The organism is Streptomyces lydicus (assembly GCF_004125265.1).
In the GTDB taxonomy this organism is placed as follows: domain Bacteria; phylum Actinomycetota; class Actinomycetes; order Streptomycetales; family Streptomycetaceae; genus Streptomyces; species Streptomyces lydicus_C.
The window spans coordinates 6,100,486-6,124,270 of record NZ_RDTE01000003.1; the positions used below are offsets into that span (position 1 = coordinate 6,100,486).

General features: G+C 69.3%; 19 protein-coding genes and 2 tRNA genes. 16 read left to right on the forward strand and 5 right to left on the reverse strand.

What is annotated here, in order from left to right; all coding sequences use genetic code 11:
* Nucleotides 1–118: 118 nt before the first annotated feature.
* Nucleotides 119–1,297 (reverse strand): acyltransferase family protein, encoded by a 1,179-nt coding sequence (locus D9V36_RS29375; protein ID WP_129296408.1) that lies wholly within the window; start codon nucleotides 1,295–1,297, stop codon nucleotides 119–121.
* Between the two features lie 617 nt (nucleotides 1,298–1,914).
* Between D9V36_RS29375 and D9V36_RS29380 the strand changes: the two genes are divergently transcribed.
* Nucleotides 1,915–2,109 carry a hypothetical protein gene (locus D9V36_RS29380; protein WP_129296409.1) on the forward strand — a complete coding sequence of 65 codons (195 nt, stop codon included), beginning with the start codon at nucleotides 1,915–1,917 and terminating at the stop codon, nucleotides 2,107–2,109.
* A 51-nt stretch (nucleotides 2,110–2,160) separates the two neighbouring features.
* Here the strand turns inward: D9V36_RS29380 and D9V36_RS29385 are convergent, their stop codons facing one another.
* Nucleotides 2,161–2,547 (reverse strand): arsenate reductase family protein, encoded by a 387-nt coding sequence (locus tag D9V36_RS29385; protein ID WP_129296410.1) that lies wholly within the window; start codon nucleotides 2,545–2,547, stop codon nucleotides 2,161–2,163.
* A gap of 114 nt (nucleotides 2,548–2,661) precedes the next feature.
* A tRNA-Gly gene (locus D9V36_RS29390) sits at nucleotides 2,662–2,732 on the reverse strand.
* A gap of 194 nt (nucleotides 2,733–2,926) precedes the next feature.
* On the opposite strand from D9V36_RS29390, the gene D9V36_RS29395 reads away from it, so the two are divergent.
* The 5 genes from D9V36_RS29395 (at nucleotide 2,927) to clpX (ending at nucleotide 7,731) form a co-directional block, all read left to right on the forward strand.
* Nucleotides 2,927–3,003, forward strand: a tRNA-Pro gene (locus D9V36_RS29395).
* Nucleotides 3,004–3,236: 233 nt separating this feature from the next.
* A complete protein-coding gene (gene tig / locus D9V36_RS29400; RefSeq protein WP_164993052.1) occupies nucleotides 3,237–4,634 on the forward strand; it encodes a trigger factor in 1,398 nt (465 codons plus the stop codon).
* A gap of 297 nt (nucleotides 4,635–4,931) precedes the next feature.
* Nucleotides 4,932–5,534: an ATP-dependent Clp protease proteolytic subunit gene (locus D9V36_RS29405; protein ID WP_030283915.1), complete on the forward strand. Its 603-nt coding sequence runs from the start codon at nucleotides 4,932–4,934 to the stop codon at nucleotides 5,532–5,534.
* A 66-nt stretch (nucleotides 5,535–5,600) separates the two neighbouring features.
* Nucleotides 5,601–6,278, forward strand: a complete 678-nt coding sequence (locus D9V36_RS29410; protein ID WP_086718396.1) for an ATP-dependent Clp protease proteolytic subunit — start codon at nucleotides 5,601–5,603, stop codon at nucleotides 6,276–6,278.
* 169 nt (nucleotides 6,279–6,447) lie between these two features.
* Entirely contained in the window at nucleotides 6,448–7,731 is a 1,284-nt protein-coding gene (clpX, locus tag D9V36_RS29415) for an ATP-dependent Clp protease ATP-binding subunit ClpX (RefSeq protein ID WP_129296412.1), read from the forward strand.
* A gap of 94 nt (nucleotides 7,732–7,825) precedes the next feature.
* Here the strand turns inward: clpX and D9V36_RS29420 are convergent, their stop codons facing one another.
* A complete protein-coding gene (locus tag D9V36_RS29420) occupies nucleotides 7,826–8,776 on the reverse strand; it encodes a hypothetical protein (RefSeq protein WP_129296413.1) in 951 nt (316 codons plus the stop codon).
* 150 nt (nucleotides 8,777–8,926) lie between these two features.
* Between D9V36_RS29420 and D9V36_RS29425 the strand changes: the two genes are divergently transcribed.
* A complete protein-coding gene (locus D9V36_RS29425) occupies nucleotides 8,927–11,575 on the forward strand; it encodes a valine--tRNA ligase (protein ID WP_129296414.1) in 2,649 nt (882 codons plus the stop codon).
* Here D9V36_RS29425 and D9V36_RS29430 read toward each other — a convergent pair.
* A complete protein-coding gene (locus D9V36_RS29430) occupies nucleotides 11,541–12,737 on the reverse strand; it encodes a hypothetical protein (RefSeq protein ID WP_129296415.1) in 1,197 nt (398 codons plus the stop codon). The genes D9V36_RS29425 and D9V36_RS29430 overlap by 35 nt on opposite strands.
* Before the next feature lie 247 nt (nucleotides 12,738–12,984).
* Here D9V36_RS29430 and D9V36_RS29435 point away from each other — a divergent pair, with 247 nt between their 5' ends.
* The 9 genes from D9V36_RS29435 to rodA all read left to right on the forward strand — a co-directional run bounded on the left by D9V36_RS29435 (nucleotide 12,985) and on the right by rodA (nucleotide 23,715).
* Nucleotides 12,985–14,439 carry a peptidoglycan D,D-transpeptidase FtsI family protein gene (locus tag D9V36_RS29435; protein WP_129296416.1) on the forward strand — a complete coding sequence of 485 codons (1,455 nt, stop codon included), beginning with the start codon at nucleotides 12,985–12,987 and terminating at the stop codon, nucleotides 14,437–14,439.
* Nucleotides 14,440–14,644: 205 nt separating this feature from the next.
* Nucleotides 14,645–16,198 (forward strand): bifunctional tetrahydrofolate synthase/dihydrofolate synthase, encoded by a 1,554-nt coding sequence (gene folC / locus D9V36_RS29440; RefSeq protein ID WP_129296417.1) that lies wholly within the window; start codon nucleotides 14,645–14,647, stop codon nucleotides 16,196–16,198.
* A 2-nt stretch (nucleotides 16,199–16,200) separates the two neighbouring features.
* A complete protein-coding gene (locus tag D9V36_RS29445) occupies nucleotides 16,201–16,554 on the forward strand; it encodes a DUF4233 domain-containing protein (RefSeq protein WP_129296418.1) in 354 nt (117 codons plus the stop codon).
* Between the two features lie 127 nt (nucleotides 16,555–16,681).
* Nucleotides 16,682–17,095 carry a nucleoside-diphosphate kinase gene (gene ndk, locus D9V36_RS29450; protein WP_129296419.1) on the forward strand — a complete coding sequence of 138 codons (414 nt, stop codon included), beginning with the start codon at nucleotides 16,682–16,684 and terminating at the stop codon, nucleotides 17,093–17,095.
* A gap of 294 nt (nucleotides 17,096–17,389) precedes the next feature.
* Nucleotides 17,390–18,409, forward strand: a complete 1,020-nt coding sequence (locus tag D9V36_RS29455; protein ID WP_003985182.1) for a rod shape-determining protein — start codon at nucleotides 17,390–17,392, stop codon at nucleotides 18,407–18,409.
* A gap of 240 nt (nucleotides 18,410–18,649) precedes the next feature.
* A complete protein-coding gene (gene mreC / locus D9V36_RS29460; protein WP_129296420.1) occupies nucleotides 18,650–19,582 on the forward strand; it encodes a rod shape-determining protein MreC in 933 nt (310 codons plus the stop codon).
* Nucleotides 19,583–19,585: 3 nt separating this feature from the next.
* A complete protein-coding gene (gene mreD, locus D9V36_RS29465; protein WP_129296421.1) occupies nucleotides 19,586–20,305 on the forward strand; it encodes a rod shape-determining protein MreD in 720 nt (239 codons plus the stop codon).
* Nucleotides 20,306–20,353: 48 nt separating this feature from the next.
* The gene (gene mrdA / locus D9V36_RS29470; protein ID WP_129296422.1) at nucleotides 20,354–22,504 is read left to right on the forward strand and encodes a penicillin-binding protein 2; all 2,151 of its coding nucleotides are present in this window, start codon (nucleotides 20,354–20,356) and stop codon (nucleotides 22,502–22,504) included.
* The gene (gene rodA / locus D9V36_RS29475; RefSeq protein ID WP_129296423.1) at nucleotides 22,501–23,715 is read left to right on the forward strand and encodes a rod shape-determining protein RodA; all 1,215 of its coding nucleotides are present in this window, start codon (nucleotides 22,501–22,503) and stop codon (nucleotides 23,713–23,715) included. The genes mrdA and rodA overlap by 4 nt, the downstream gene beginning before the upstream one ends.
* Nucleotides 23,716–23,785: the final 70 nt, after the last annotated feature.

Below are 23,785 nucleotides of genomic sequence, written 5' to 3' on the forward strand. Positions count from 1 at the left end.
CGAGGACGCGTCACACGAGGGGGCCGGCGCCCGGGGCGGACTCCCTGCCGGCGCCCAAGGCGGGCGTCCCGCCGGCAGCCATGGAAGGACGCCCGGCCGCCGCCGCGACGGCGCGCGTTCATGCGCTGACGCGGGCCCGCGCCGTGTCGGCCGGATCCTTCCGGAACGCCCAGGCCATCGTCGGCTCCATCGCGAAGCGGAACACCCTGCGGACCGGTGGGGTGCACAGGGCCGTCACGATGGCTCCCGCGAGCAGGGTGACCGCGATCTCGCCGAGCGGCGAGTGCAGCCACTTGTAGTCGTCGAACCAGCCCCAGAACCGCGAGCCCTTGGCCAGGAAGCCGTGCAGCAGATAGCCGTACAGCGTCCCGGCGCCCAGCACCGTGAACCAGGTCCGCCGGGTCGGCACCCAGGAGAAGAAACAGGCCGTCATCACGATCGAGCAGCCGAAGAGCGCCAGCGTCATCACCACGCCGATCCACCAGGTGGTGCCCAACTCCTGGGCGCTGTCGCGGTGGTAGAACCACGCCGAGCTCATCCGCGGCGCCGCCCAGTAGGCCATCACCAGCGCAGCGGCGAAGACCGGCAGCGAGGCGATCCGCACGGCCCGCCGCTGCACCATCGTGAAGTGCTCGGGCCGCAGCGCCAGTCCCAGGACGAAGAACGGGAGGAACTGCAGCACCCGCTGGAGGTCCAGGTCGTCGCCGATGTCGGGGGACACGGACGCCATGACGGCGATCGCCACCGCGAGCGGAATCGGCCAGCGCACGATCTTCCACAGCGGGGTGGTCAGCCGCCAGATGAACAGGGCCACCAGGAACCACGTCAGGAACCAGGGGTCGAGAAGGCTGATGGGGTGCCCGGGATCGTCGTCCGCCCAGCGCTTGAAGAACGCATAGGCGGTCTCGAAGAGGACGTAGGGGACCGCGACCCCGGTGACCAGCCGCTGCAGCCGGTCCTTGCGCATGTCGAAGCTGCGCGAGAAGTAGCCGGAAATGATGATGAAGGCCGGCATGTGGAAGGTGTAGACGGTCATGTAGAGCGCCTCGGCGGCGCGACTGCCGTCGGTCAGCGGCTCCCATGCGTGCCCCATCGCCACCAGCACGATGGCCAGGTACTTCGCGTTGTCGAAGAACGCGTTGCGGCCCGCGCTCTTGGGTGCGGGTGGCGCCGCGCCCTCGGCACCCTCGGCGCCGTCCGCGCCGGACGACCGGTCCGTGGGCTCCGGCCGGTCGGTGCCCTCCGCCGCCCGGGCAGGGGGAAGTTCGGTGCGCGGTTTCGGGGCAGCGGGAAACATTGGAGGCACGATAGCGGCGGTCGGCGAATGCGTAAAACCGCCTCTGAGCCATTCCCCTTTTTCCTTGGGTTCCGCCGCGGACGGGGCACGGATAAAGTCCGCCATCGCTGCGGAGGGCTCACACCAGCCCTGTCCGGTTCGCCCCCTATCGTCACCCCAAATCGCCCTGTAACCCCCGCAAACGACTCGGGGGGAATGTCCGATTCCTTGGTCTTATGTCCGAACGCTAATACGCCTTGATGGCGCACTTCAGGGCAGTGACGGATGCCACGGACGGGAATTCCCCATGGCCGGAAAACGATCAGAATGCCCGGGCGGAATGGCCGTGGTGCGCTGTGGTGGAATTCCGACGCCGTGTCAGGCGGAGAAATTCCCGGCGCCGGCCCGGCATGGCGTGCTCCGTCCGCCCGTGGCCGCCCCGCGGACGCCGCCGCGCCGCCCGCGCGTCACCCTGCCGCAGCGCCGTGGCCACCATCGGCTGGAATCGGGCAAAGCGTTGGCCGATGATTCGTCACCGGCCTGCAGTGGGCATGGAGTTGGTGGCACGATGGGTGCAGGGGGGTATGCGCGGCATGCCCCCGGGCCGGTGAGGCGTTCCGACCGAGGGTGTGATCAGTGTGGCTCTTTCGCTGTCAGTGGTGCTGATGTTGGGGATCATTCTGATCGTCCTGATCAGAGGGAAGTCGATCAAGGCGGGTCCGGCGTTCGTCGCCATACTGTTCGGCTTCTTCCTCGCCTCCACGGGCATGGCCCCGTCGATCAACAGGTTCCTCAACTCGATTGCGAACACCATCAACCACATCACCTTCTAGGCGGTCCGCCTCCGGGTGTCCGCCGGCCCCGTGCCGGGCGCTGCACGGGGTTCAGCCCTCCGACGCCTCGTCGCCCCCGGTCCGCGCCACTGCCTCGCGTACGGCTTCCTCGCTCCGCCCCACCAGTGCCGAACCGTCGTCCGCCGTGATGATCGGCCGCTGGATCAGCCGGGGGTGTGCCGCCAGCGCCGCGATCCACCGCTCGCGCGCGGCGTCGGTGCGCTCCCACTGCGCGAGGCCCAGCTCCTTGGCCTCGCTCTCCTGGGTCCGGGTGATGTCCCAGGGCTCCAGGCCCAGTCGCGTCAGCACGCCGCGCAGGTCATCGGCGCTCGGCGGGTCCTCGAGGTACTTGCGCACGGTGTAGTGGGCGCCCTCTTCGTCCAGGATCTCCACGGCCGAACGGCACTTGGAGCACGAGGGGTTGAGCCAGATTTCCATGCGGGCCACCTTATGGGGGCCGCGGCCCCGGCGCGAAGGGGTGTGCGGACACCCGGTGGCGCATTCCGGAAAGCGGAAAACCCCAGGCCATCCGGCCCGGGGTTTCCTGGTGAGAGCGGGCGACGGGAATCGAACCCGCGTAGCTAGTTTGGAAGACTAGGGCTCTACCATTGAGCTACGCCCGCGAGCGCCGCAGGTCGCAGGACCTCGGCACGCAGTGCATCCTAGCGGGTCGCGGCGGTGCACCGCACATCCCCTCGCGACATCCCCTCACACGGACGAGGCGCGCGGCCGTCCTCGCCCGCACATCGCCCCACGAGGCATCCCGGTAACTGGCAGCCGGACCGCCTGCGGCCATGTACCCTACGTGTCGCACCGACGGGGTGTGGCGCAGCTTGGTAGCGCGTCCGCTTTGGGAGCGGAAGGTCGTCGGTTCGAATCCGGCCACCCCGACCAGCAGCAGGTCAGCCCGACAGCACGGAGCCGGGCGGAGCTTTTGCCCACCGCGGCGGCGCCGCATCCGAGCGGCTGTTCAAGATCGCGTTGTGGGCGCCATCCTCCTTGCGGTTACTATGCAAGCTGCGTGCCCGTGTGTCTGTGTACCGGGCGCGATCGGCCGGACCCGGATCAGCCGGGCCCAGGCGGATCTCACGCAGAACCCCAGAAGTCAGCCCCAAGGAGACCGAACCGTGAAGAGCGCCGTGGAGACCCTGAACCCGACTCGGGTTCGGCTCACTGTCGAGGTGCCCTTCGAGGAGCTCAAGCCCAGCCTCGACGCGGCGTACAAAAAGATCAACCAGCAGGTCACGGTGAAGGGCTTCCGCCAGGGCAAGATCCCGGCCCGGGTCATCGACCAGCGGTTCGGCCGTGGCGCCGTGCTGGAGGAGGCCGTCAACGACGCGCTCCCGAAGTTCTACACCGAGGCGGTCAACGAGGGTGAGCTCAACGTCCTCGGCCAGCCCGAGGTCGACATCACCGAGCTGAAGGACGGCGAGCTGCTGGCCTTCACCGCCGAGGTCGACATCCGCCCCGCCCTCGAGATCCCGGACTACTCCGGCATCGAGGTCGAGGTCGACGCCGTCGAGGTGTCGGACGAGGACGTCGACAAGTCCGTCGAGCAGCTGCGTGAGCGCTTCGCGACGACCAGCCCGGTCGAGCGCGCGGCCCAGGACGGCGACGTCCTGACGCTGAACCTCGAGGCCAAGGTGGACGGCGAGGTGCTGGAGGACGGCGTCGCCGAGGGTGTCTCGTACACCGTCGGTTCCGGCGAGCTCCTCGACGGCATCGACGAGGCCGTCACCGGTGTGGAGGCCGGCAACAGCGCGACCTTCACCTCCGAGCTCAAGGGCGGTTCCGCCGAGGGCAAGGAGGCCGAGGTCACGGTCGAGGTCACCGAGGTCAAGTCCCGCGAACTGCCCGGGCTGGACGACGACTTCGCCCAGCTGGCGAGCGAGTTCGACACCCTCGAGGAGCTGCGCGCGGACAGCCGCAAGCGCCTTGAGCAGATGAAGAAGTACGACCAGGCCACCCAGGCGCAGGAGAAGGTCCTGGACGAGCTGCTGAAGCTCGTCGAGGTGCCGATGCCGGAGAAGCTGCTCGCGGACGAGATCGAGACCCGCAAGCACAACCTGGTCAACCACCAGCTCGGCCAGATGGGCCTCGACCTCGCGAAGTACCTGGAGATCCAGGGCAAGAGCGAGGAGGAGTTCGACGCCGAGACCAAGGAGCAGGCCGAGAAGGGCATCAAGACCCAGTTCATCCTGGACGAGCTGGTCAACAAGGAGAAGCTGAACGTCAGCCAGGAGGAGCTCACCGAGCACCTCATGCGCCGCGCGCAGTCCTCCGGCATGTCCCCCGACCAGTTCGCCCAGGCCGTCGTCGAGGGCGGCCAGGTGCCGATGCTCGTCGGTGAGGTCGCCCGCGGCAAGGCCCTCGCGGTCGTCGTCGAGGCCGCCACGGTCAAGGACAGCAACGGCGAGCTCATCGAGCTCGACGACGAGGACGAGACTGCCGAGACCGTCGAGACGGTCGAGGTCACCGAGGCCGACGAGGCCGAGGCGGGCGCGGAGGAGAAGCCCGAGGCCTGAGCCCCGGACACCGCCCTGCGCCTGCGCGCAGTTCTCTGACCACGGGCCCGAACACGCACGTCCGCGTGTTCGGGCCCGTGGTCGTACCGCCCTGTGAGCCTGCGCTCACAGCGAACAGTTATCGATGCGGGATGGCGTTGTCCGACCTGCGCGTTAGGGTCCGTAGATACGAGGGCAGGGGAGTCCCTGAAACCGCGCCGGGGCCACACACGGCGCCGCCTCCCCACGCCCCAGCAGACGACGCTGAGACGGCCTGGAGCCGTCCGACAACGAGCAGGTGGACACGTGACGATCCCGATGCCTTCCGCCGCCGCTGAGCCGACCTTCGGTGGCCTCGGCGACCAGGTCTACAACCGGCTGCTCGGCGAGCGGATCATCTTCCTCGGCCAGCCGGTCGACGACGACATCGCCAACAAGATCACCGCGCAGCTGCTTCTCCTGGCCGCGGACCCGGACAAGGACATCTTCCTCTACATCAACTCCCCGGGCGGCTCGATCTCGGCCGGGTTGGCGATCTACGACACCATGCAGTACATCAAGAACGACGTGGTGACGATCGCGATGGGCCTCGCCGCCTCCATGGGCCAGTTCCTGCTGAGCGCCGGCACCCCGGGCAAGCGCTTCGCGCTCCCGAACGCCGAGATCCTCATCCACCAGCCCTCCGCGGGCCTGGCGGGTTCCGCGTCGGACATCAAGATCCACGCCGAGCGGCTGCTGCACACCAAGAAGCGGATGGCGGAGCTGACGGCCTTCCACACCGGTCAGACCGTCGAGCGGATCACCCAGGACTCGGACCGCGACCGCTGGTTCTCCGCCGATGAGGCCAAGGAGTACGGCCTGATCGACGACGTGATGACCTCCGCCGCCGGCGTTCCGGGCGGGGGCGGCACGGGCGCCTGAGCCCCGTACCACTCGCCCTACAGCCCCCCAGCCCACTTGATCGCCACCAGGACGGTGAACACCACGATGAACAACTTCCCCGGCAGCGGCCTCTCGCAGGGCGCGGAGTCCGAGTTTTCCGGCCCGCGCGCCGAATCCCGCTACATCGTCCCGCGCTTCGTCGAGCGCACCTCGCAGGGCGTGCGCGAGTACGACCCGTACGCGAAGCTGTTCGAGGAGCGCGTGATCTTCCTCGGCGTGCAGATCGACGACGCCTCGGCCAACGACGTCATGGCGCAGCTGCTGTGCCTGGAGTCGATGGACCCGGACCGGGACATCTCGATCTACATCAACAGCCCCGGCGGCTCCTTCACGGCGCTCACGGCCATCTACGACACGATGCAGTTCGTGAAGCCGGACATCCAGACGGTCTGCATGGGCCAGGCGGCCTCCGCCGCGGCCGTGCTGCTCGCCGCCGGTACCCCCGGCAAGCGGATGGCGCTGCCCAACGCCCGGGTGCTGATCCACCAGCCCTACAGCGAGACCGGCCGCGGCCAGGTCTCCGACCTGGAGATCGCCGCCAACGAGATCCTGCGGATGCGTTCGCAGCTGGAGGACCTGCTGGCCAAGCACTCCTCCACGCCGGTCGAGAAGATCCGTGACGATATCGAGCGTGACAAGATTCTGACCGCCGAGGAGTCCCTGGCGTACGGTCTGGTCGACCAGATCGTCTCGACGCGGAAGTCGTCCGTCTCCATCGGCTGACGATCTGCGCGAAGTGAGCCGGAGCGTTGCCCCCTTGGACCGGATCGGGATCGAGTGAACCGAGTCGGTCCAAGGGGGGCCCGAACGGGGGGCCCGGCAAGGTACCGTCGATAGGCAAGCACCCGGGTCCGTGGAGCAATACGGATCCCAGGCGAAGGGGAAGCACCTCGTGGCACGCATCGGTGACGGCGGCGACCTGCTCAAGTGCTCATTCTGCGGAAAGAGTCAGAAGCAGGTGAAGAAGCTCATCGCGGGACCTGGTGTGTACATCTGCGACGAGTGCATCGACCTCTGCAACGAAATCATCGAGGAGGAGCTCGCCGAGACCTCCGAGGTGCGGTGGGAGGAGCTCCCCAAGCCGCGGGAGATCTACGAGTTCCTGAACGGCTATGTCGTCGGCCAGGACCCCGCCAAGAAGGCGCTGTCGGTCGCCGTCTACAACCACTACAAGCGGGTGCAGGCGGGCGAGAACGGCCCCGGCCGCGGCGAGGAGGGCATCGAGCTCGCCAAGTCCAACATCCTGCTGCTCGGCCCCACCGGCTCCGGCAAGACGCTGCTCGCCCAGACCCTCGCCCGGATGCTCAACGTCCCCTTCGCGTTCGCCGACGCCACGGCGCTCACCGAAGCCGGCTACGTCGGCGAGGACGTCGAGAACATCCTCCTCAAGCTGATCCAGGCCGCGGACTTCGACATCAAGAAGGCCGAGACCGGCATCATCTACATCGACGAGATCGACAAGGTCGCCCGGAAGAGCGAGAACCCGTCGATCACCCGCGATGTCTCCGGCGAGGGCGTCCAGCAGGCGCTGCTGAAGATCCTGGAGGGCACCACCGCCTCGGTCCCGCCGCAGGGCGGCCGCAAGCACCCGCACCAGGAATTCATCCAGATCGACACCACCAACGTCCTCTTCATCGTCGGCGGTGCCTTCGCCGGCCTGGAGAAGATCATCGAGGCCCGGTCCGGCGCCAAGGGCATCGGCTTCGGCGCCACGATCCGCTCCAAGCGCGAGATCGAGTCCAAGGACCAGCTCCAGGACGTCATGCCCGAGGACATGGTGAAGTTCGGGATGATCCCGGAGTTCATCGGCCGCCTCCCCGTCCTCACCTCGGTCCACAACCTCGACCGCGAGGCCCTGCTGCAGATCCTGGTCGAGCCGCGCAACGCGCTCGTCAAGCAGTACAAGCGCCTCTTCGAACTCGACGGTGTCGAGCTGGACTTCGACCGCCCGGCCCTGGAGGCCATCGCCGACCAGGCCATCCTGCGCGGCACCGGTGCCCGTGGTCTGCGCGCCATCATGGAGGAAGTCCTCCAGGCGGTGATGTACGAGATCCCGTCCCGCAAGGACGTCGCCCGGGTCGTCATCACCGAGGACGTCGTGCACTCGAATGTGAACCCGACCCTGGTCCCGCGGGGCCGCGGCGAGTCGGGGGAGCCGCAGGAGAAGAGCGCGTAGGCGCTCCGCGCACACCACAAGAGCCGCCCGGCAGCGATCCCGCTGCCGGGCGGCTCTTGTGTCGTCGCCGGGTCGGTGGCGGTGACCGACGCCGCTACTTCTCCTTGCGGACCTCGGTACGGATCTTGGCGGTCTTCTCGGAAAGCTCCTCCGCGCCGGGCGTCGTGGCGGTGGTGCCACCGGTGGGGGACGGCGCGGACGCGGCCTGGACGACGCCGATGGCGCTGCTGTCGCCCCAGACACAGGTGGAGACGGTGACAGGCACGGACACCCCGCTCTGCGAGATCGTGATCTTCTGGGTCCGGCACTTCATCACCGAGCCGTCGAAGTCGCTCGGCGAGTACGTGGTCGTCGGGGTGACGTCCTCGATCTTGGCGCCCTTGCCCTCGAAGGACTTCTTCTGTCCCTCGTCCACCTTGGCGAACACCTGACCCACGGTGCCGTCGGGGTCGGCGACATTGCCGTACACGCCGCTGACCGTCAGCTGCAGGCCGGCGCCGCTCTTGTAGCCGGAGCTGAGGCCCTTGGCGTTCGTGATGCCCATCGCCCTGGCTTCCTTGTCGTTGGTGAAGTCCTCGGCGGTCCCCGAGCTGCCGGGCTTCTGCACCTTCTCGAACTGCCCGCTCAACAGGCTGTCCGGCAGCGAGATCGTGTAGGGCTTCACCTCCCCGCCCGACCCGAACGCGAAGTAGGCCCCCACGCCGATCGCCGCGACGACCGCGACCGCGCCGACGATCAGGCCGATCTTCTTGCCGTTGCCGCCGCTCTCCGGAGCGCCCTGCGGGATCGTGCCGTAGGGGGTCTGCTGGCCGCCGTACGGAGCCTGCTGGCCGTAAGGCTGGCCGCCCTGCTGGGGGTAGCCGTAGCCCTGCTGCGGGGCCTGCTGCGGGTAGCCGTAGCCCTGTTGCTGACCCGGGACCTGGCCGCCCTGCTGCGGGTAGCCGTAGCCCGGCTGCGGGGCCTGCGGCTGCTGCGGCTGGCCGTACGGGCCGGGCTGCTGGGGCGGCTGGCCGTACGGGCCGGGAGGCGGCTGGTTGAAGCTCATGGAGCGGTTCCCCTCGTGACAACTGAAGCCAGTTGAGTGCTGCGTGATGTTTATACGCTTCCGACATCCTGTATGACGCCGCTGACAGCCGGTGCCCCGGGGGCGAAACCGATTCGAAGCTGCGACATCCGCGCCCGTACACTGTGCGTCGTGACCGAGAACACTCAGCAGAGCAACCACAGCGCCCCCGAACTGCCGACTCAGTACACGCCGGCCGATGTAGAGGGGCCGCTGTACGAGCGCTGGGTAGAGCGGGGTTACTTCGAGGCGGACGAGAAGAGCGACAAGCCGCCGTACACCATCGTCATCCCGCCGCCGAACGTCACCGGCTCCCTGCACCTGGGGCACGCCTTCGAGCACACGCTGATCGACGCCCTCACCCGCCGCAAGCGCATGCAGGGCTACGAGACGCTCTGGCAGCCGGGCATGGACCACGCCGGCATCGCCACCCAGAACGTCGTCGAGCGCGAGCTCGCCAAGGAGGGCGTCTCCCGGCACGACCTGGGCCGTGAGGCGTTCGTCGAGCGGGTCTGGCAGTGGAAGAACGAGTCCGGCGGCCAGATCTCCGGCCAGATGCGCCGGCTCGGCGACGGCGTCGCCTGGTCGCGGGAACGCTTCACCATGGACGAGGGCCTGTCCAAGGCCGTCCAGACGATCTTCAAGCGGCTCTACGACGACGAGCTGATCTACCGCGCCGAGCGCATCATCAACTGGTGCCCGCGCTGTCTGACCGCGATCTCGGACATCGAGGTCGAGTACCAGGACGACGACGGCGAGCTGGTCTCCATCCGCTACGGCGAGGGCGAGAACTCCATCGTCGTGGCGACCACCCGCGCCGAGACGATGCTCGGCGACACCGCGGTCGCCGTCCACCCGGAGGACGAGCGCTACGCCCATCTCGTCGGCACCGAGATCGAGTTGCCGCTGACCGGCCGCCGGATCCCGGTCGTCGCCGACGAGCACGTCGACCCGGAGTTCGGCACCGGCGCGGTCAAGGTCACCCCGGCGCACGACCCCAACGACTTCGAGATCGGGCGCCGGCACGACCTGCCCAACCTCGCCGTCCTCGACGAGCGCGGCGTCATCACGGCGCACGGCCCCTTCCAGGGCCTGGACCGCTTCGAGGCCCGGTCCGCGATCGTCGGCGCGCTGCGCGCCGAGGGCCGGATCGTCTCCGAGAAGCGCCCGTACACCCACTCCGTCGGCCACTGCTCGCGCTGCAAGACCACCATCGAGCCGCGGCTGTCGATGCAGTGGTGGGTCAAGGTCGGCCCGCTGGCGCAGGCAGCGGGTGACGCGGTCCGCGACGGCAAGGTCGCGATCCACCCCAAGGAGATGGAGTCCCGCTACTTCGGCTGGGTCGACAACCTCCACGACTGGTGCATCTCGCGGCAGCTGTGGTGGGGCCACCGCATCCCGGTCTGGTACGGGCCGAACGGCGAGGTCGTCTGCGTCGGACCGGACGACGAGGCGCCCAGCGGCGAGGGCTGGACGCAGGACACCGACGTCCTGGACACCTGGTTCTCCTCCGGGCTGTGGCCGTTCTCCACGCTCGGCTGGCCCGAGCAGACCCCGAGTGTCGAGAAGTTCTACCCGAACGCCGTCCTGGTCACCGGCTACGACATCCTCTTCTTCTGGGTCGCCCGGATGATGATGTTCGGGCTGTACGCGATGGACGGCACCCCGCCGTTCCACACCATCGCGCTGCACGGCATGGTCCGCGACCAGTTCGGCAAGAAGATGTCCAAGTCCTTCGGGAACGCGGTCAATCCGCTGGACTGGATGGACGCCTACGGCTCGGACGCCGTCCGGTTCACGCTGGCGCGCGGGGCGAACCCGGGCGTCGACGTCCCGATCGGCGAGGACTGGGTCCAGGGCTCGCGCAACTTCGCCAACAAGATCTGGAACGCCACCCGCTTCGCGCTGATGAACGGCGCGACGGTGGAGGGCGAACTCCCGCCCGCCGAGCAGCTGTCGGCGACCGACCGGTGGATCCTCTCCCGGCTGAACTCGGTCGTCGCCGAGGTCGACGCGTACTACGACGACTACCAGTTCGCGAAGCTGTCGGACACCCTCTTCCACTTCGCCTGGGACGAGGTCTTCGACTGGTACGTCGAGCTGTCCAAGACCACGTTCATGGCGGGCGGCCCGGCCGCCGAGGCCTCGCGCCGGGTGCTCGGCGAGGTCCTGGACGTCACGCTGCGGCTGCTGCACCCGATCGTGCCGTTCGTCACCGAGACCCTGTGGACGACGCTGACCGGCGGTGAGTCGGTCGTGATCGCCGACTGGCCGAAGGCTGTGCTCGTTGCGGGGGCGGACGCCCCGGGCGGCTTCCGGGACGAGGCGGCCGAGCGGGAGATCGAGACCGTCCAGCAGGTCGTCACCGAGGTCCGGCGCTTCCGCTCGGACCAGGGGCTGCAGCCCGGCCAGAAGGTCCCGGCGCAGCTGGAGCTGTCCGGCACGGCGCTGGCCGCGCACGAGGCCGCGATGCGCTCGCTGCTGCGGCTGCAGCCGGCCGGTGAGGGCTTCAGCGCCACCGCTTCGCTGCCGGTCGCGGGCGCGACGGTCGCGCTGGACCTGTCCGGCGCGATCGACGTCGAGGCCGAGCGCAAGCGGCTGACGAAGGACCTGGGCGCCGCCGAGAAGGAGAAGGCGCAGGCCACCGCCAAGCTCGGCAACGAGGCGTTCCTCGCCAAGGCGCCGGAGAAGGTCGTGGACAAGATCCGCGGCCGGCTGGAGGCCGCGGAGGCGGACATCGTCCGGATCACCGCGCAGCTGGCGGCCCTGCCCACGGCGTAGCCGCGGGTCCCGGGCCGTCCCCGTGAGCGTCGTGTGCAGGCCCCTCGTCCTCACGGGCGGGGGGCCTGCGCCGTCCCGGCCCCCGCCGGCCCCGTTCGCGTACCGGCCAGAGCAGGACATACGCCGTCGAGGCGGTCACGAACGCCAGACGGATCAGGCCCCGGGCGGCGTCGTCGGGTACGGCGAAGACGCTGCCGTAGAGGATCAGCAGGGCCAGCCAGCTCCACCAGGGGACCAGCCGGCGCTGGCCGATCACGTCCCACAGCAGGGTGCCGAGCAGCACCGACGCGGTGTAGTACGTGTAGACGCTGGGGTCGAGGACGATGCGGGCGTTGGCGCCGAGCAGCACCACCGCCGCCCAGCGTCCCCGCCACACGGCGACCGAGCCCAGTGCCAGGCCGAGCGCGGCCTGGGCGGGGCGGTCCCAGCCCGGGGTCTCGGGGTCGCCGACGCCCAGCCAGCGCAGCGCGGACGCCGGATGGTTGGGGATGGCGAACTTCGCCGCGGCGAAGGACTGCGAGTCGCCGATGAAGAACGGCAGCCACGCGAGGGCGACCAGGCCCGCGCACCACACCCCGGCGCGCAGCCACTTCTCCCTCGGCAGGGCGAGCAGCAGCGGGAGGAAGGCCAGCGCGGTGGGTTTGGAGTCCATCGCCAGGGCCAGGCAGACGCCGGTGAGTGCGGCGTTGCCGCGGGTGAGGGCCCGTACCGCGAGGGCGGTGAAGAACAGCGCGAGGACGTCGTCGAGATGCCCGAAGCGGACCGCGACCTCGATCCACATGGGGATGAAGGCCAGCCCGGCGATCAGTACGCGCTGCCGCAGCCGCTGGTGGTTGGTGCCGGTGCCCAGGAAGTGGAAGGCGGCGCTGCGGCCCGCCAGCACCACGATGACCAGGCCGAGCAGCGACATCAGCGCCGCGGCCAGGAACTGCCCGGTGGCCTCGGGGAAGGGGTTGAACAGGCCGGCCGTGAGAAAGCTGAGCGGGCCCATCTGGAGCTCGGGGTGGTGCGCGTAGAGGTTCAGGCCGCCGGAGCCGTCGCCCGCGTCGCCCTGGTAGATCAGTTCGCCGCCGGTGCGCAGATAGTGCCAGGAGAAGCCGCCGTGCGGTTCGACGAGGACGAACCACAGCACCGTCCAGGCGGTGAGCAGTATCAAATGCATCCGCTGACTGATTGCCGGCACCCGTCCTCAGCTCCAGCCTTTCCGTGCGCTGTGTGGTGATGATCTTGATCCGGGGGCATGGACAGCCCGCCGTGGAAGAGGGCGAAAGACGGCGGAAAGTTGTCCCGCAGGGGCCGGTACGGCGGTTCTCATCGCGCTCTCATAAAGCCCGGGCACGGTGGAACGGAATGCCGGAATGCCGGAATGCCCGCACCACTGCCCGTCCACCACCGAGGAGCCGCGCTCCATGAACAAGCCCCTGCGCCGGGCCTCGATCTTCTGCCTGGCCCTCATCGTCGCACTGATGGGCTGGGCCACCTGGATCCAGGGTGCGAAGGCCGGCGAGTACAAGGAGGACCCGCACAATCCGCGGGTGGCGATCGGCAAGTACGCGGCGCCGCTGGGCAACATCCTCGTCGGCGGGCAACCCGTGACCGGCTCCGCCGCCACCTCCGCCACGTTCAAGTACAAGCGGACCTACCGCGACGGCCCGCTCTACGCCCCGGTCACCGGCTTCACCTCGCAGATCTTCGGCCACAACCAGCTGGAGAGCCTCTACGGCAACCTCCTCGACGGCTCCGACAGCCGGCTGCAGAGCCCCGCCGACGCGCTGACCCGCACCCGGGCCAAGGGCGGCGACGTGGCCACCACCATCGACCCCGCGGTCCAGAAGGCCGGCTACCGGGCGCTGGACGGCAAGAAGGGCGCCGCCGTCGCCATGGACCCGGCCACGGGGCGGATCCTGGGCATGGTCAGCACCCCCTCGTACGACCCGGGGACGTTCGCCGGGTCCGCCGGGTCCGACCAGAAGGCCTGGAAGAAGATGTCCGCCGACCCGGACCACCCCGAGGTCAACCGGGCGCTGCGGCAGCCGCTGCCGCCCGGTTCCACCTTCAAGCTGGTGGTCGCCGCGGCCGCGCTGGAGAACGGTCTGTACTCCTCGGTGGACGAGCCCACGCACAGCCCCGACCCGTACACCCTCCCGCACACCCGCACCAAGCTCACCAACGAGAACCGCGCCGCACCCTGCAAGAACGCGGACATCCGCACCGCGCTCCAGTACTCCTGCAACACCGTCTTCGCGAAGATGGCGGTCGACCTGGGCAAGGACAAGGTGAAGGCGCAGGCCGAGAAGTTCGGCTTCAACGACGCGAAGGTGGACACCCCGGTGCGGGGCGGCAAGAGCGTCTACCCCTCCGGCATGGACGAGGCGCAGACCGCGCTGTCCGGGATCGGCCAGTTCGACGACCAGGCGACCCCGCTGCAGATGGCGATGGTCTCCTCGGCCCTCGCCAACGGCGGCGAGCTCAAGAAGCCGCAGATGGTCGACAAGCTGACCGACGGCGGCGGCAACACCGTCCAGGACTTCGGGCCGGCGGCGTACCGCGGTGGGAAGGCCGTGTCGGCGCACACGGCCGGGCAGCTGAAATCGGCGATGCGGACGGTCGTGGACAAGGGCACCGGGTCCGGCGCGAAGATCGGCGGACTGACTGTCGGCGGCAAGACGGGCACCGCCCAGCACGGTGTCGACAACAGCGGTACGCCCTACGCCTGGTTCGTCTCCTACGCCGAGGACGGCAAGGGGCACCGGGTGGCGGTGGCCGTCATGGTCGAGGACGGGCATGCCGCCCGCAACGAGGTCTCCGGCAACGGGCTGGCGGCGCCGACCGCGCGGGCCATGATGAAGGCGGCGCTGGCGTAGGCGGCACGGGCGGAGGCGAGGGGACGGCTCCGGCTTACGGGTCCGGCGCCGGGCCCGGCGTACGGGCGCGGGCCGGGGCCGGCGTACGGGCGCGGGCCGGGGCCGGGGCCCGGTCGCGTCGGCCCCCGCCCCCGCAGGCGGCGCGGTACCCGGGAGGGGGCAGCGCAGCGCACCGCTGTCACACCTGCCTCGTAGACTGGTCGGCGTGAGCGAGCGCCCCCAGAACGACGACCCCGACCCGAACGAAGCCTTCGACGACCTGGTCGAGGCGGAGACCACCCTTCCCCAAGATCTCGACTCCGCTCGGTCAGGGGAGACCCCAACCCCCGACCTCGCGGTGATCGAGGCCGGCAGCCGGACCCTGCGCGCCCAGGCCGGGCCGCCGCAGGGGGACGGGATCCCTGCCCGCCCGGCCGACCCCGAGGTCGACCGTGCGCTGCGCGCCGTCGAGGACGAGCTGGCCGGCCGCTGGGGCGAGACCAAGCTCGACCCGTCGGTGCAGCGCATCGCGGCGCTGCTGGACATCCTGGGCGAACCCCAGCGTGCCTACCCGTCCATCCACATCACCGGCACCAACGGCAAGACCAGCACCGCCCGCATGATCGAGGCCCTGCTGTCCGCCTTCGACCTGCGCACCGGCCGCTACACCAGTCCGCACGTCCAGTCGATCACCGAGCGGATCAGTCTGGACGCCGCCCCGATCTCCGCCGAGCAGTTCATCGAGACCTACCGGGACATCGCCCCGTACGTGGAGATGGTCGACTCCCAGCAGGAGTACCGCCTCTCCTTCTTCGAGGTGCTGACGGCCATGGCGTACGCCGCCTTCGCCGACAGCCCCGTGGACGTCGCGGTCGTCGAGGTCGGCATGGGCGGCACCTGGGACGCGACGAACGTCATCGACGGCGATGTCGCCGTGGTCACCCCGATCTCCCTGGACCACACCGACCGGCTGGGGGAGACGCCCGAGCAGATCGCCGTCGAGAAGTCCGGGATCATCAAGAAGGACGCCACGGTCGTGCTGGCCCAGCAGCCGGTGGACGCGGCGTCGGTGATGCTCAAGCGCGCGGTCGAGGTGGACGCCACGGTCGCCCGTGAGGGCATGGAGTTCGGCGTGCTCAGCCGCGAGGTCGCGGTCGGCGGCCAGATGCTGACCCTGCGCGGACTGGGCGGTGAGTACCCCGAGGTCTTCCTGCCGCTCTACGGCGCCCACCAGGCCCACAACGCCGCGGTGGCGCTCGCCGCGGTCGAGGCGTTCTTCGGCGTCGGCTCGGACCACGCCCGCACGCTGGACATCGACACCATCCGCTCCGCGTTCGCCGCGGTCAGCTCGCCCGGCCGGATGGAGGTCGTACGGCGCAGCCCGACGGTCGTCCTGGACGCGGCCCACAACCCCGCGGGCGCGCGGGCGGCGGCCGAGGCGGTCACCGAGGCGTTCGGGTTCAGCCGGCTGGTGGGTGTCGTCGGGGCCAGCGGGGACAAGGACGTACGCGGCCTCCTGGAGGCCTTCGAGCCGATCTTCGCCGAGGTCGTGGTGACATGTAATTCCAGCCATCGTGCGATGGACCCCGATGAGCTGGCGGCCGTCGCCGTCGAGGTCTTCGGCGCCGAGCGGGTCCAGGTCGAGCCGCGGCTCGACGACGCCCTGGAGGCGGCGATCACCCTCGCCGAGGAAGAGGGCGAGTTCTCCGGAGCGGGTGTGCTGGTAACCGGCTCGGTGATCACGGTCGGCGAGGCCCGGCTGCTGATGGGAAGGGGCTGATCATGCGCATCCTGTGTGCGAGCACCCTGATAGGTGAATTCTTTGTGATCGGCTTCGCGGGCCTGGTCGCGATGCAGATGACCGATCTGCCGGCGGCCACGGTCTGGACGGTCAGCGGCATCGGGATGCTGCTGAGCCTCCTGCTGTGCGGGATGCTCGGCCGCCCCGGGGGCGTCCAGCTCGGCTGGGTGCTGCAGCTCGCCCTGATCGCCGCCGGTTTCGTGGTCCCGACGATGTTCTTCCTGGGCGCGGTCTTCGCGGCCCTGTGGTGGGCGTCGGTCCACTTCGGCCGCAAGATCGATGAGGCGAAGGCCCGTGGGGCCGCACAGGCAGAGGCGTCGGGCGAGCCGGCCTGAGGGATGACGCCGGCCCGGCCCCCCCGGCCCCGGGGAAGGTGGCCGGGGGCGGCGCCGCCCGGGGCCGGGTCACCCATGTAGCCTCGGTTCACCCGCTGACCATTGTTCATATCCAGGGAGTTCCTCCGTGAGCCAGCGCACCCTCGTCCTCCTCAAGCCCGACGCCGTCCAGCGCGGTCTGGTCGGCGAGATTCTCGGCCGTATCGAGAAAAAGGCCGGCTGGACGATCACCGCGCTGGAGCTGCGCAGCCTGGACCGCGCGCTGCTCGAGCAGCACTACGCCGAGCACGTCGGCAAGCCGTTCTATGAGCCCCTGGTCGCCTTTATGTCCTCCGGACCGGTGGTTTCGATGGTCGTCGAGGGCGAGCGGGTGATCGAGGGCGTGCGCACGCTCGCCGGTCCGACTGACCCGATTGCCGCGCCGGGTGGGTCCATTCGTGGGGACTTCGGAACGATCACCCGAGAGAATCTGATCCATGCGTCGGATTCCGAAGAGTCCGCAGAGCGTGAAATCAAGATTTTCTTCCCCGGCGTCTCCTGACGAGTCGTCAGCTGCACACCCCTCGTGACCAGGGGCGACCGAAAAAATCATCGGTCGCCCTTTGGTGTATACGACACGATCGGGGGAACGCATCATCGCGACACGACGTCACCATTAAGGGGGGCGGGTGCGTGTACGGCTGACAATGGCGAAACAGCCTCCCGACGTGTTCGAGTGGGCGCACTACGAACTACGATGGAGGCTTCCGCGCCGCACAGCGCATCACCTCCTGCCGACCTCCAGTAAGCATTCGCTCCAGTTGGGAAGGCCAGACGTATCCTCATGGGGAACAACATGTCGTTCATCGGCCGTGACATGGCTGTCGACCTCGGGACCGCCAACACGCTGGTGTACGTCAGGGGCCGCGGCATCGTCCTCAACGAGCCGTCGGTCGTGGCCATCAACACCAACACCGGCGGGATTCTCGCGGTAGGTGCTGAGGCGAAGAAGATGATCGGGCGCACGCCCGGCAACATCGTCGCCGTAAGGCCCCTGAAAGACGGCGTGATCGCCGATTTCGAGATCACCGAGCGGATGCTCCGCTACTTCATCCTGAAGATCCACAAGCGGCGCTATCTGGCCCGCCCGCGGGTCGTCGTGTGTGTCCCCTCCGGCATCACCGGAGTGGAGCGCCGCGCGGTCATCGAGGCCTCGACCCAGGCCGGCGCACGCCAGGTCCACATCATCGAGGAGCCGATGGCCGCCGCGATCGGGTCCGGCCTGCCGGTCCACGAGGCCACCGGCAACATGGTCGTGGACATCGGCGGCGGTACGACCGAGGTCGCGGTCATCTCGCTCGGCGGCATCGTCACCGCGCAGTCCATCCGGGTGGCCGGCGATGAACTCGACAACGCGATCATCCAGCACATCAAGAAGGAGTACAGCCTTCTGCTGGGCGAGCGCACCGCCGAGAGCATCAAGATCACCATCGGCTCGGCGTACGACCTCGAACAGGACGAGCACACCGAGATCCGCGGTCGTGACCTCGTCTCCGGCCTGCCGAAGACCGTCGTGATCTCGGCCGCAGAGGTCCGCAAGGCCATCGAGGAGCCGGTCAACTCCATCGTCGACGCGGTCAAGACGACGCTCGACAAGTGCCCGCCGGAGCTGTCCGGTGACGTCATGGACCGCGGCATCGTGCTCACCGGAGGCGGCGCCCTGCTCCGCGGCCTCGACGAGCGCCTGCGCCGCGAGACCGGTATGCCCATCCACATCGCCGAGGACCCGCTCGACTCCGTCGCGCTCGGCTCCGGCAAGTGCGTCGAGGAGTTCGAGGCGCTGCAGCAGGTCCTCGACTCCCAGCCGCGCAGGTAGCACGGTCCGGGTCCCGCGCCGCGGCCGCCGAACGGCGTCCGCGGCGGCCGGGACCCCTGGCGACCGCGGCCGGTCCGCCCGGCGGATCGCTGGTATACAGGCACAACATCCCGACAGACACGGTGCACTGACGCTCCATCATCCGGGCACCGTCACATCAGGCACAACGCTCAACTCCCGAACGAGACCGGCGGGGCCCGCAGCCGGCCGGTCCTACGAGGAAGGACACGGCCGCCGCACGTGAGGGACACACGAGAGAGCCGGCTGCTGCTGGTGCTGCTGGTCGCGATCGCGTTCGCGCTGATCACGGTCGATATCCGCGGCGGCGAACAGTCCCCGCTCGATGGTGCCCGGCAAGCCGCCGCCTCTGCCTTCGGCCCGGTCGAGGGCGGCGTGGCCCGCGTCGTCAATCCGGTCGGCAACGCCATCGGTGCCGTGCGGGACTCCGGCAGCCGGCACAACCGGATCAGCACGCTGGAGCACGAGAACGAGGCGCTGAAGGCCAAGCTCGGCTCCTCCGACCGGAACCGCACCCGCGCCGCCGAGCTCGACAAGATCCTCAAGACCGCGGGCACCGGCCAGTACGGCATCAAGGGCGCCCAGGTCATCGCCATCGGCTCGGCCCAGGGCTTCTCCTGGACCATCACCATCGACGCCGGCCGCCGGGACGGCATCGCCCGCGATATGACCGTCCTCAACGGCGACGGTCTGGTCGGCCGGGTCACCACCGTCGGCGCCGACACCTCCACCGTCCTGCTGGCCGCCGACCCCGACTTCACCGTCGGTACCCGGATGGAGAAGACCAACGAGATCGGCTTCGCCAACGGGCAGGGCGTGCGCTCGCTGCGCGTTCAGCTTCTCAATGGCAAGGCCAACATCAAGCGGGGCGACCGCCTGGTCACCTTCGGCTCCAGCCGGGACAAGCCGTTCGTGCCCGGGGTGCCCGTCGGCAGGGTCGTCAAGGTCGAGCCGTCCAACGGCGATCTGACCCGCACCCTCCAGGTCCGGCCCTTCGTCTCGTTCTCCCAGCTCGACATCGTCGGCGTGGTCGTCGCACCGCCCCGCCAGGACCCCCGCGACACCGTCCTGCCGCCCGCACCCGCGAAGCCCAAGCCGACGCCGACGGTCACCGTCACGGCCACCCCCTCCGCGAGCGCTTCACCCAGGAGCTGACCGATGCGCATCAACCGGATCCTGCTCTCGGCCCCGCTGGTGGTCGTCGCCCTCGTCATCCAGGTCACCATTCTCGCCAGACTCCAACTTCCCGGTGCGGTACCGGATCTGCTGCTGCTCGTCGTGGTCGGCCTCGCGCTGGTCTACGGCCATGTCGGCGGCGCGCTGGTCGGCTTCTTCGCCGGGCTGCTGGCCGACCTCGCCCCGCCGTCCGACCACGCCATCGGCCGCTATGCGCTGGTGCTCTGCGTCATCGGCTACGCCGCGGGCCTGACCAAGCCGGACTCGGGCCGGCACCGCTCGGCGACGCTCCCGCTGCTCGTCGTCCTCGGCGCCGCCGTCGGCTCGACGCTGATGTACGCCGGGGTCGGCTCGCTGGTCGGTGACACCGCCGCCCGCCACGTCGGCATCGTCGGACTGCTGCTCAGCGCCACCCTCTACGACCTGCTGCTGGCCCCCTTCACGGTTCCTCTCGTGATGGCGCTGGCGCGGAAGACCGAGGGCGATCTGCTGGCCGGCGACAGTTCCGGCAGCCAGAGCGGCGGGGCCGGCAGCCGCGATGCGGGGTACGGCTGGCTCACCACCGGCACGGGACTCAAGGCCAGCCGCGGCGCCATGAAGTCCCTGCGCACGGGCACGGGCATCGGCAGCCAGCGCGGCAGTCTGCTCGGCAAGTCGGCCCGCGACAAGGTGGGCCGCATCAAGGGGGTCAAGCGACTGTGACGCCCTGTCTCCTTCCGATCACCACCCCTCGTGGAGGCGCTGCGCGCCATGAGTAATCTCCCGGAAACCCGGACCTCCCGGGTCAGCGTCCGGCTCATCGCGATCCAGATCCTGGTCTTCTCCCTGCTGCTCACCCTCGGCGGCCGGCTCTGGTATCTGCAGATCCGCAACGGCCAGGAGTACGCCACCGAGGCGAAGAACAACCACGTCCAGCAGGTCATCGAGCCCGCCACCCGCGGCTCGATCCTCGATGCGCGCGGGGTGCCGCTGGCCGACAACCAGACCCGCCTGGTCGTCTCCGCGAGCCGTACCGATCTGCTGAAGATGAAGGACGACGGCAAGGCCGTGCTCGGCCGGCTGGCCAAGGTGCTCGGGATGTCCGAGAAGGAGATCCGCAACAAGGTCCGGCTGTGCGACGCCAAGACCCCGCAGCCCTGCTGGAACGGCTCGCCCTACCAGCCGATCCCGATCACCGACGAGGCCACCACCCAGCAGGCCCTCCAGATCCGCGAACGCTCCGAGGCGTTCCCCGGCATCAGCGCCGAACCCACCGCCGTACGCCGCTACGCCGAGCCCGGCAACGCCAACACCGCCCAGGTGCTCGGCTACCTCTCGCCGGTGACCGACGAGGAGATCAACAAGGCCAAGAACACCCGCTCGCCGTTCCTGCGCTCCGACCAGATCGGCCGGTCCGGTCTGGAGCGGACGTACGACCGCTATCTGCGCGGCAAGGCCGCCGTCACCCGCTACGAGGTCGACAACCTCGGCCGGGTGATCGGCCAGGCCAAGAGCGAGAAGGGCCAGGGCGGCGCGAGCGTCGTCACCAGCATTGACGCACGTGTGCAGGCCATAGCGGAGAAGCAGCTCGAGCAGGCCATGAAGGATGCCCGCAAGGTGCACGACAAGAACACCGGCACCAACTACAAGGCGGATTCGGGCGCCGTGGTCGTGATGGAGGCCAAGACCGGCCGGGTGGTGGCGATGGCCTCCAACCCCAGCTACGACCCCAACGCCTGGGTCGGCGGCATCTCCGGCAAGGACTACGCCCACCTCACCGGCAAGGACTCCAACTACCCGCTGCTGAACCGCGCCATCCAGGGGCAGGCCGCCCCCGGCTCGATCTTCAAGGTCATCTCGACCACGGCCGCGATCAACGCGGGCTATGACTTCAACGGCCACTACCCCTGCACCAGCTCGTACAGCATCGGCGGCCAGACCTTCAAGAACTTCGAGGGCGAGGGCCACGGCGACATCAGCCTGGGCCGGGCGCTGGAGGTCTCCTGCGACACCGTCTTCTACCGGCTCTCGCACGAGGAGTGGAAGAAGGACGGCGGGGACAAGCCCAAGAAGGACCCCAACGACTGGTTCTACAAGACCGCCCACCAGTTCGGCCTCGGCAAGGAGACCGGCATCGACCTCCCCAACGAGGTCACCGGCCGGGTCCCCGACCGCAAATGGAAGACCGACTTCTGGAAGGCCAACAAGGACGGCTGGTGCAAGCAGGCCAAGGCCTGGCCCAAGAAGAAGGACTTCGGTACCAAGCTCGCCCGTGAGGGCTGCCTCGAAGGCATGAAGCTGCACGCCTACGACTCCATCAACTACGCCATCGGGCAGGGCGACACCCTCGTCACGCCGATCCAGATGGCGACCATCTACGGCGCGATCGCCAACGGCGGCACGCTCTACAACCCGACCGTCGGCAAGGCCGTCGTCAGCCCCGACGGCAAGAAGGTGCAGCAGATCAAGCCCACGCCGCACGGCAAGCTGCCGGACAGCCCCAAGACGCTCCGGCAGATCGATTCCGCGCTGGCGGGTGTGGCCACCCGCGGTACCGCCGCCTGGCGCTTCCAGGGCTGGCCGCAGGACAAGATTCCGATGCACGCCAAGACCGGAACCGCCGAGGTCTACGGGAAGCAGACCACCTCGTGGTTCGCGACGTACACCAAGGACTACACGATCGTCATGACGATCGCCCAGGGTGGTACCGGCTCCGGCGCCTCCGGTCCGGCCGTGCGCAACATCTACAACGCCCTGTACGGAGTCGACGAGAAGGGGGGCATCAACCCGAAGGCCGCCCTGCTGCCGAGGCCCCAGGGCTCGCTCCCCAAGATCGAGGGTGACGGGACCATCGAGGCTCAGCCCATCAAGCCGTACGTCCTGCCGTCGCCGTCGCCGTCCGCATCGGAGAGCCCACAGTGACGACCAGCCCTACCTCCCGGGCGTTCTCGATCCGGCGCTACACCCCCGAGCTCGGCACCTGGGGCAAGCTGACGGCGCGCGATTCGGTGCTGCGCAAACTGGACTGGACGCTGCTGCTGTCCTGTCTGGTGCTGTCGTTGATGGGGTCGCTGCTGGTCTTCTCCGCCACCCGCAACCGCACCGAGCTCAACCACGGTGACGAGTACTACTACTTCCTGCACCATCTGCTGAATCTCGGTATCGGCCTGGCGCTGGCCGCCGCCACGATCTGGCTCGGGCACCGCACCCTCCGCGGCGCGGTCCCGATCCTCTACGCCCTGTCGGTCGTGTTGGCGCTGCTGGTCCTGACGCCGCTGGGCGCCACCATCAACGGTTCGCGTTCCTGGCTGGCGATCCCCGGCGGCTTCTCGCTCCAGCCCGCGGAGTTCGCGAAGATCACCATCACGCTCGGCATGGCGATGATCCTGGCGTCCCGGGTCGACGCGGGGGACAGCTCGCACCCCAGCCACCGCACCGTCGTCACCGCCCTCGGCCTGGCGGCCGTCCCGGTCGGCGTGATCATGCTGATGCCCGACCTCGGTTCGGTGATGGTGCTCGGCGCCGTCATCCTGGGCGTCCTGCTCTCCTCCGGTGCCTCCAACCGCTGGATCCTCGGGCTGGTCGGCACCGGCGTCGTGGGCTGTGTCGCCATCTGGCAGCTCGGACTGCTGGATGCCTACCAGATCGCCCGCTTCGCCGCGTTCGCCAACCCGAGCCTCGACCCGGCCGGCGTCGGCTACAACACCAACCAGGCCCGGATCGCGATCGGCGGCGGCGGACTGACCGGCTCCGGGCTCTTCCACGGCAGCCAGACCACCGGCCAGTTCGTCCCCGAACAGCAGACGGACTTCATCTTCACCGTCGCCGGTGAGGAGCTCGGTTTCCTGGGCGCGGGCCTGATCATCGTGCTGCTCGGTGTCGTCCTGTGGCGCGCCTGCCGGATCGCGCGCGAGTCCACCGAGCTGTACGGCACCATCGTCGCCGCCGGGATCATCGCGTGGTTCGCCTTCCAGTCCTTCGAGAACGTCGGGATGACCCTCGGCATCATGCCCGTCACCGGCCTCCCCCTGCCGTTCGTCTCCTATGGCGGCACCTCCATGTTCGCGGTCTGGATCGCGATCGGGCTGCTCCAGTCGATCCGGGTACAGCGCCCCCTGTCGGCCTCGCGCTGACGCCGTCCCACGGCGGGAGACGCAACGCTGTCGGGGCGCAGCTCACTGCTCGGGGCGCACCTCGCTGCCC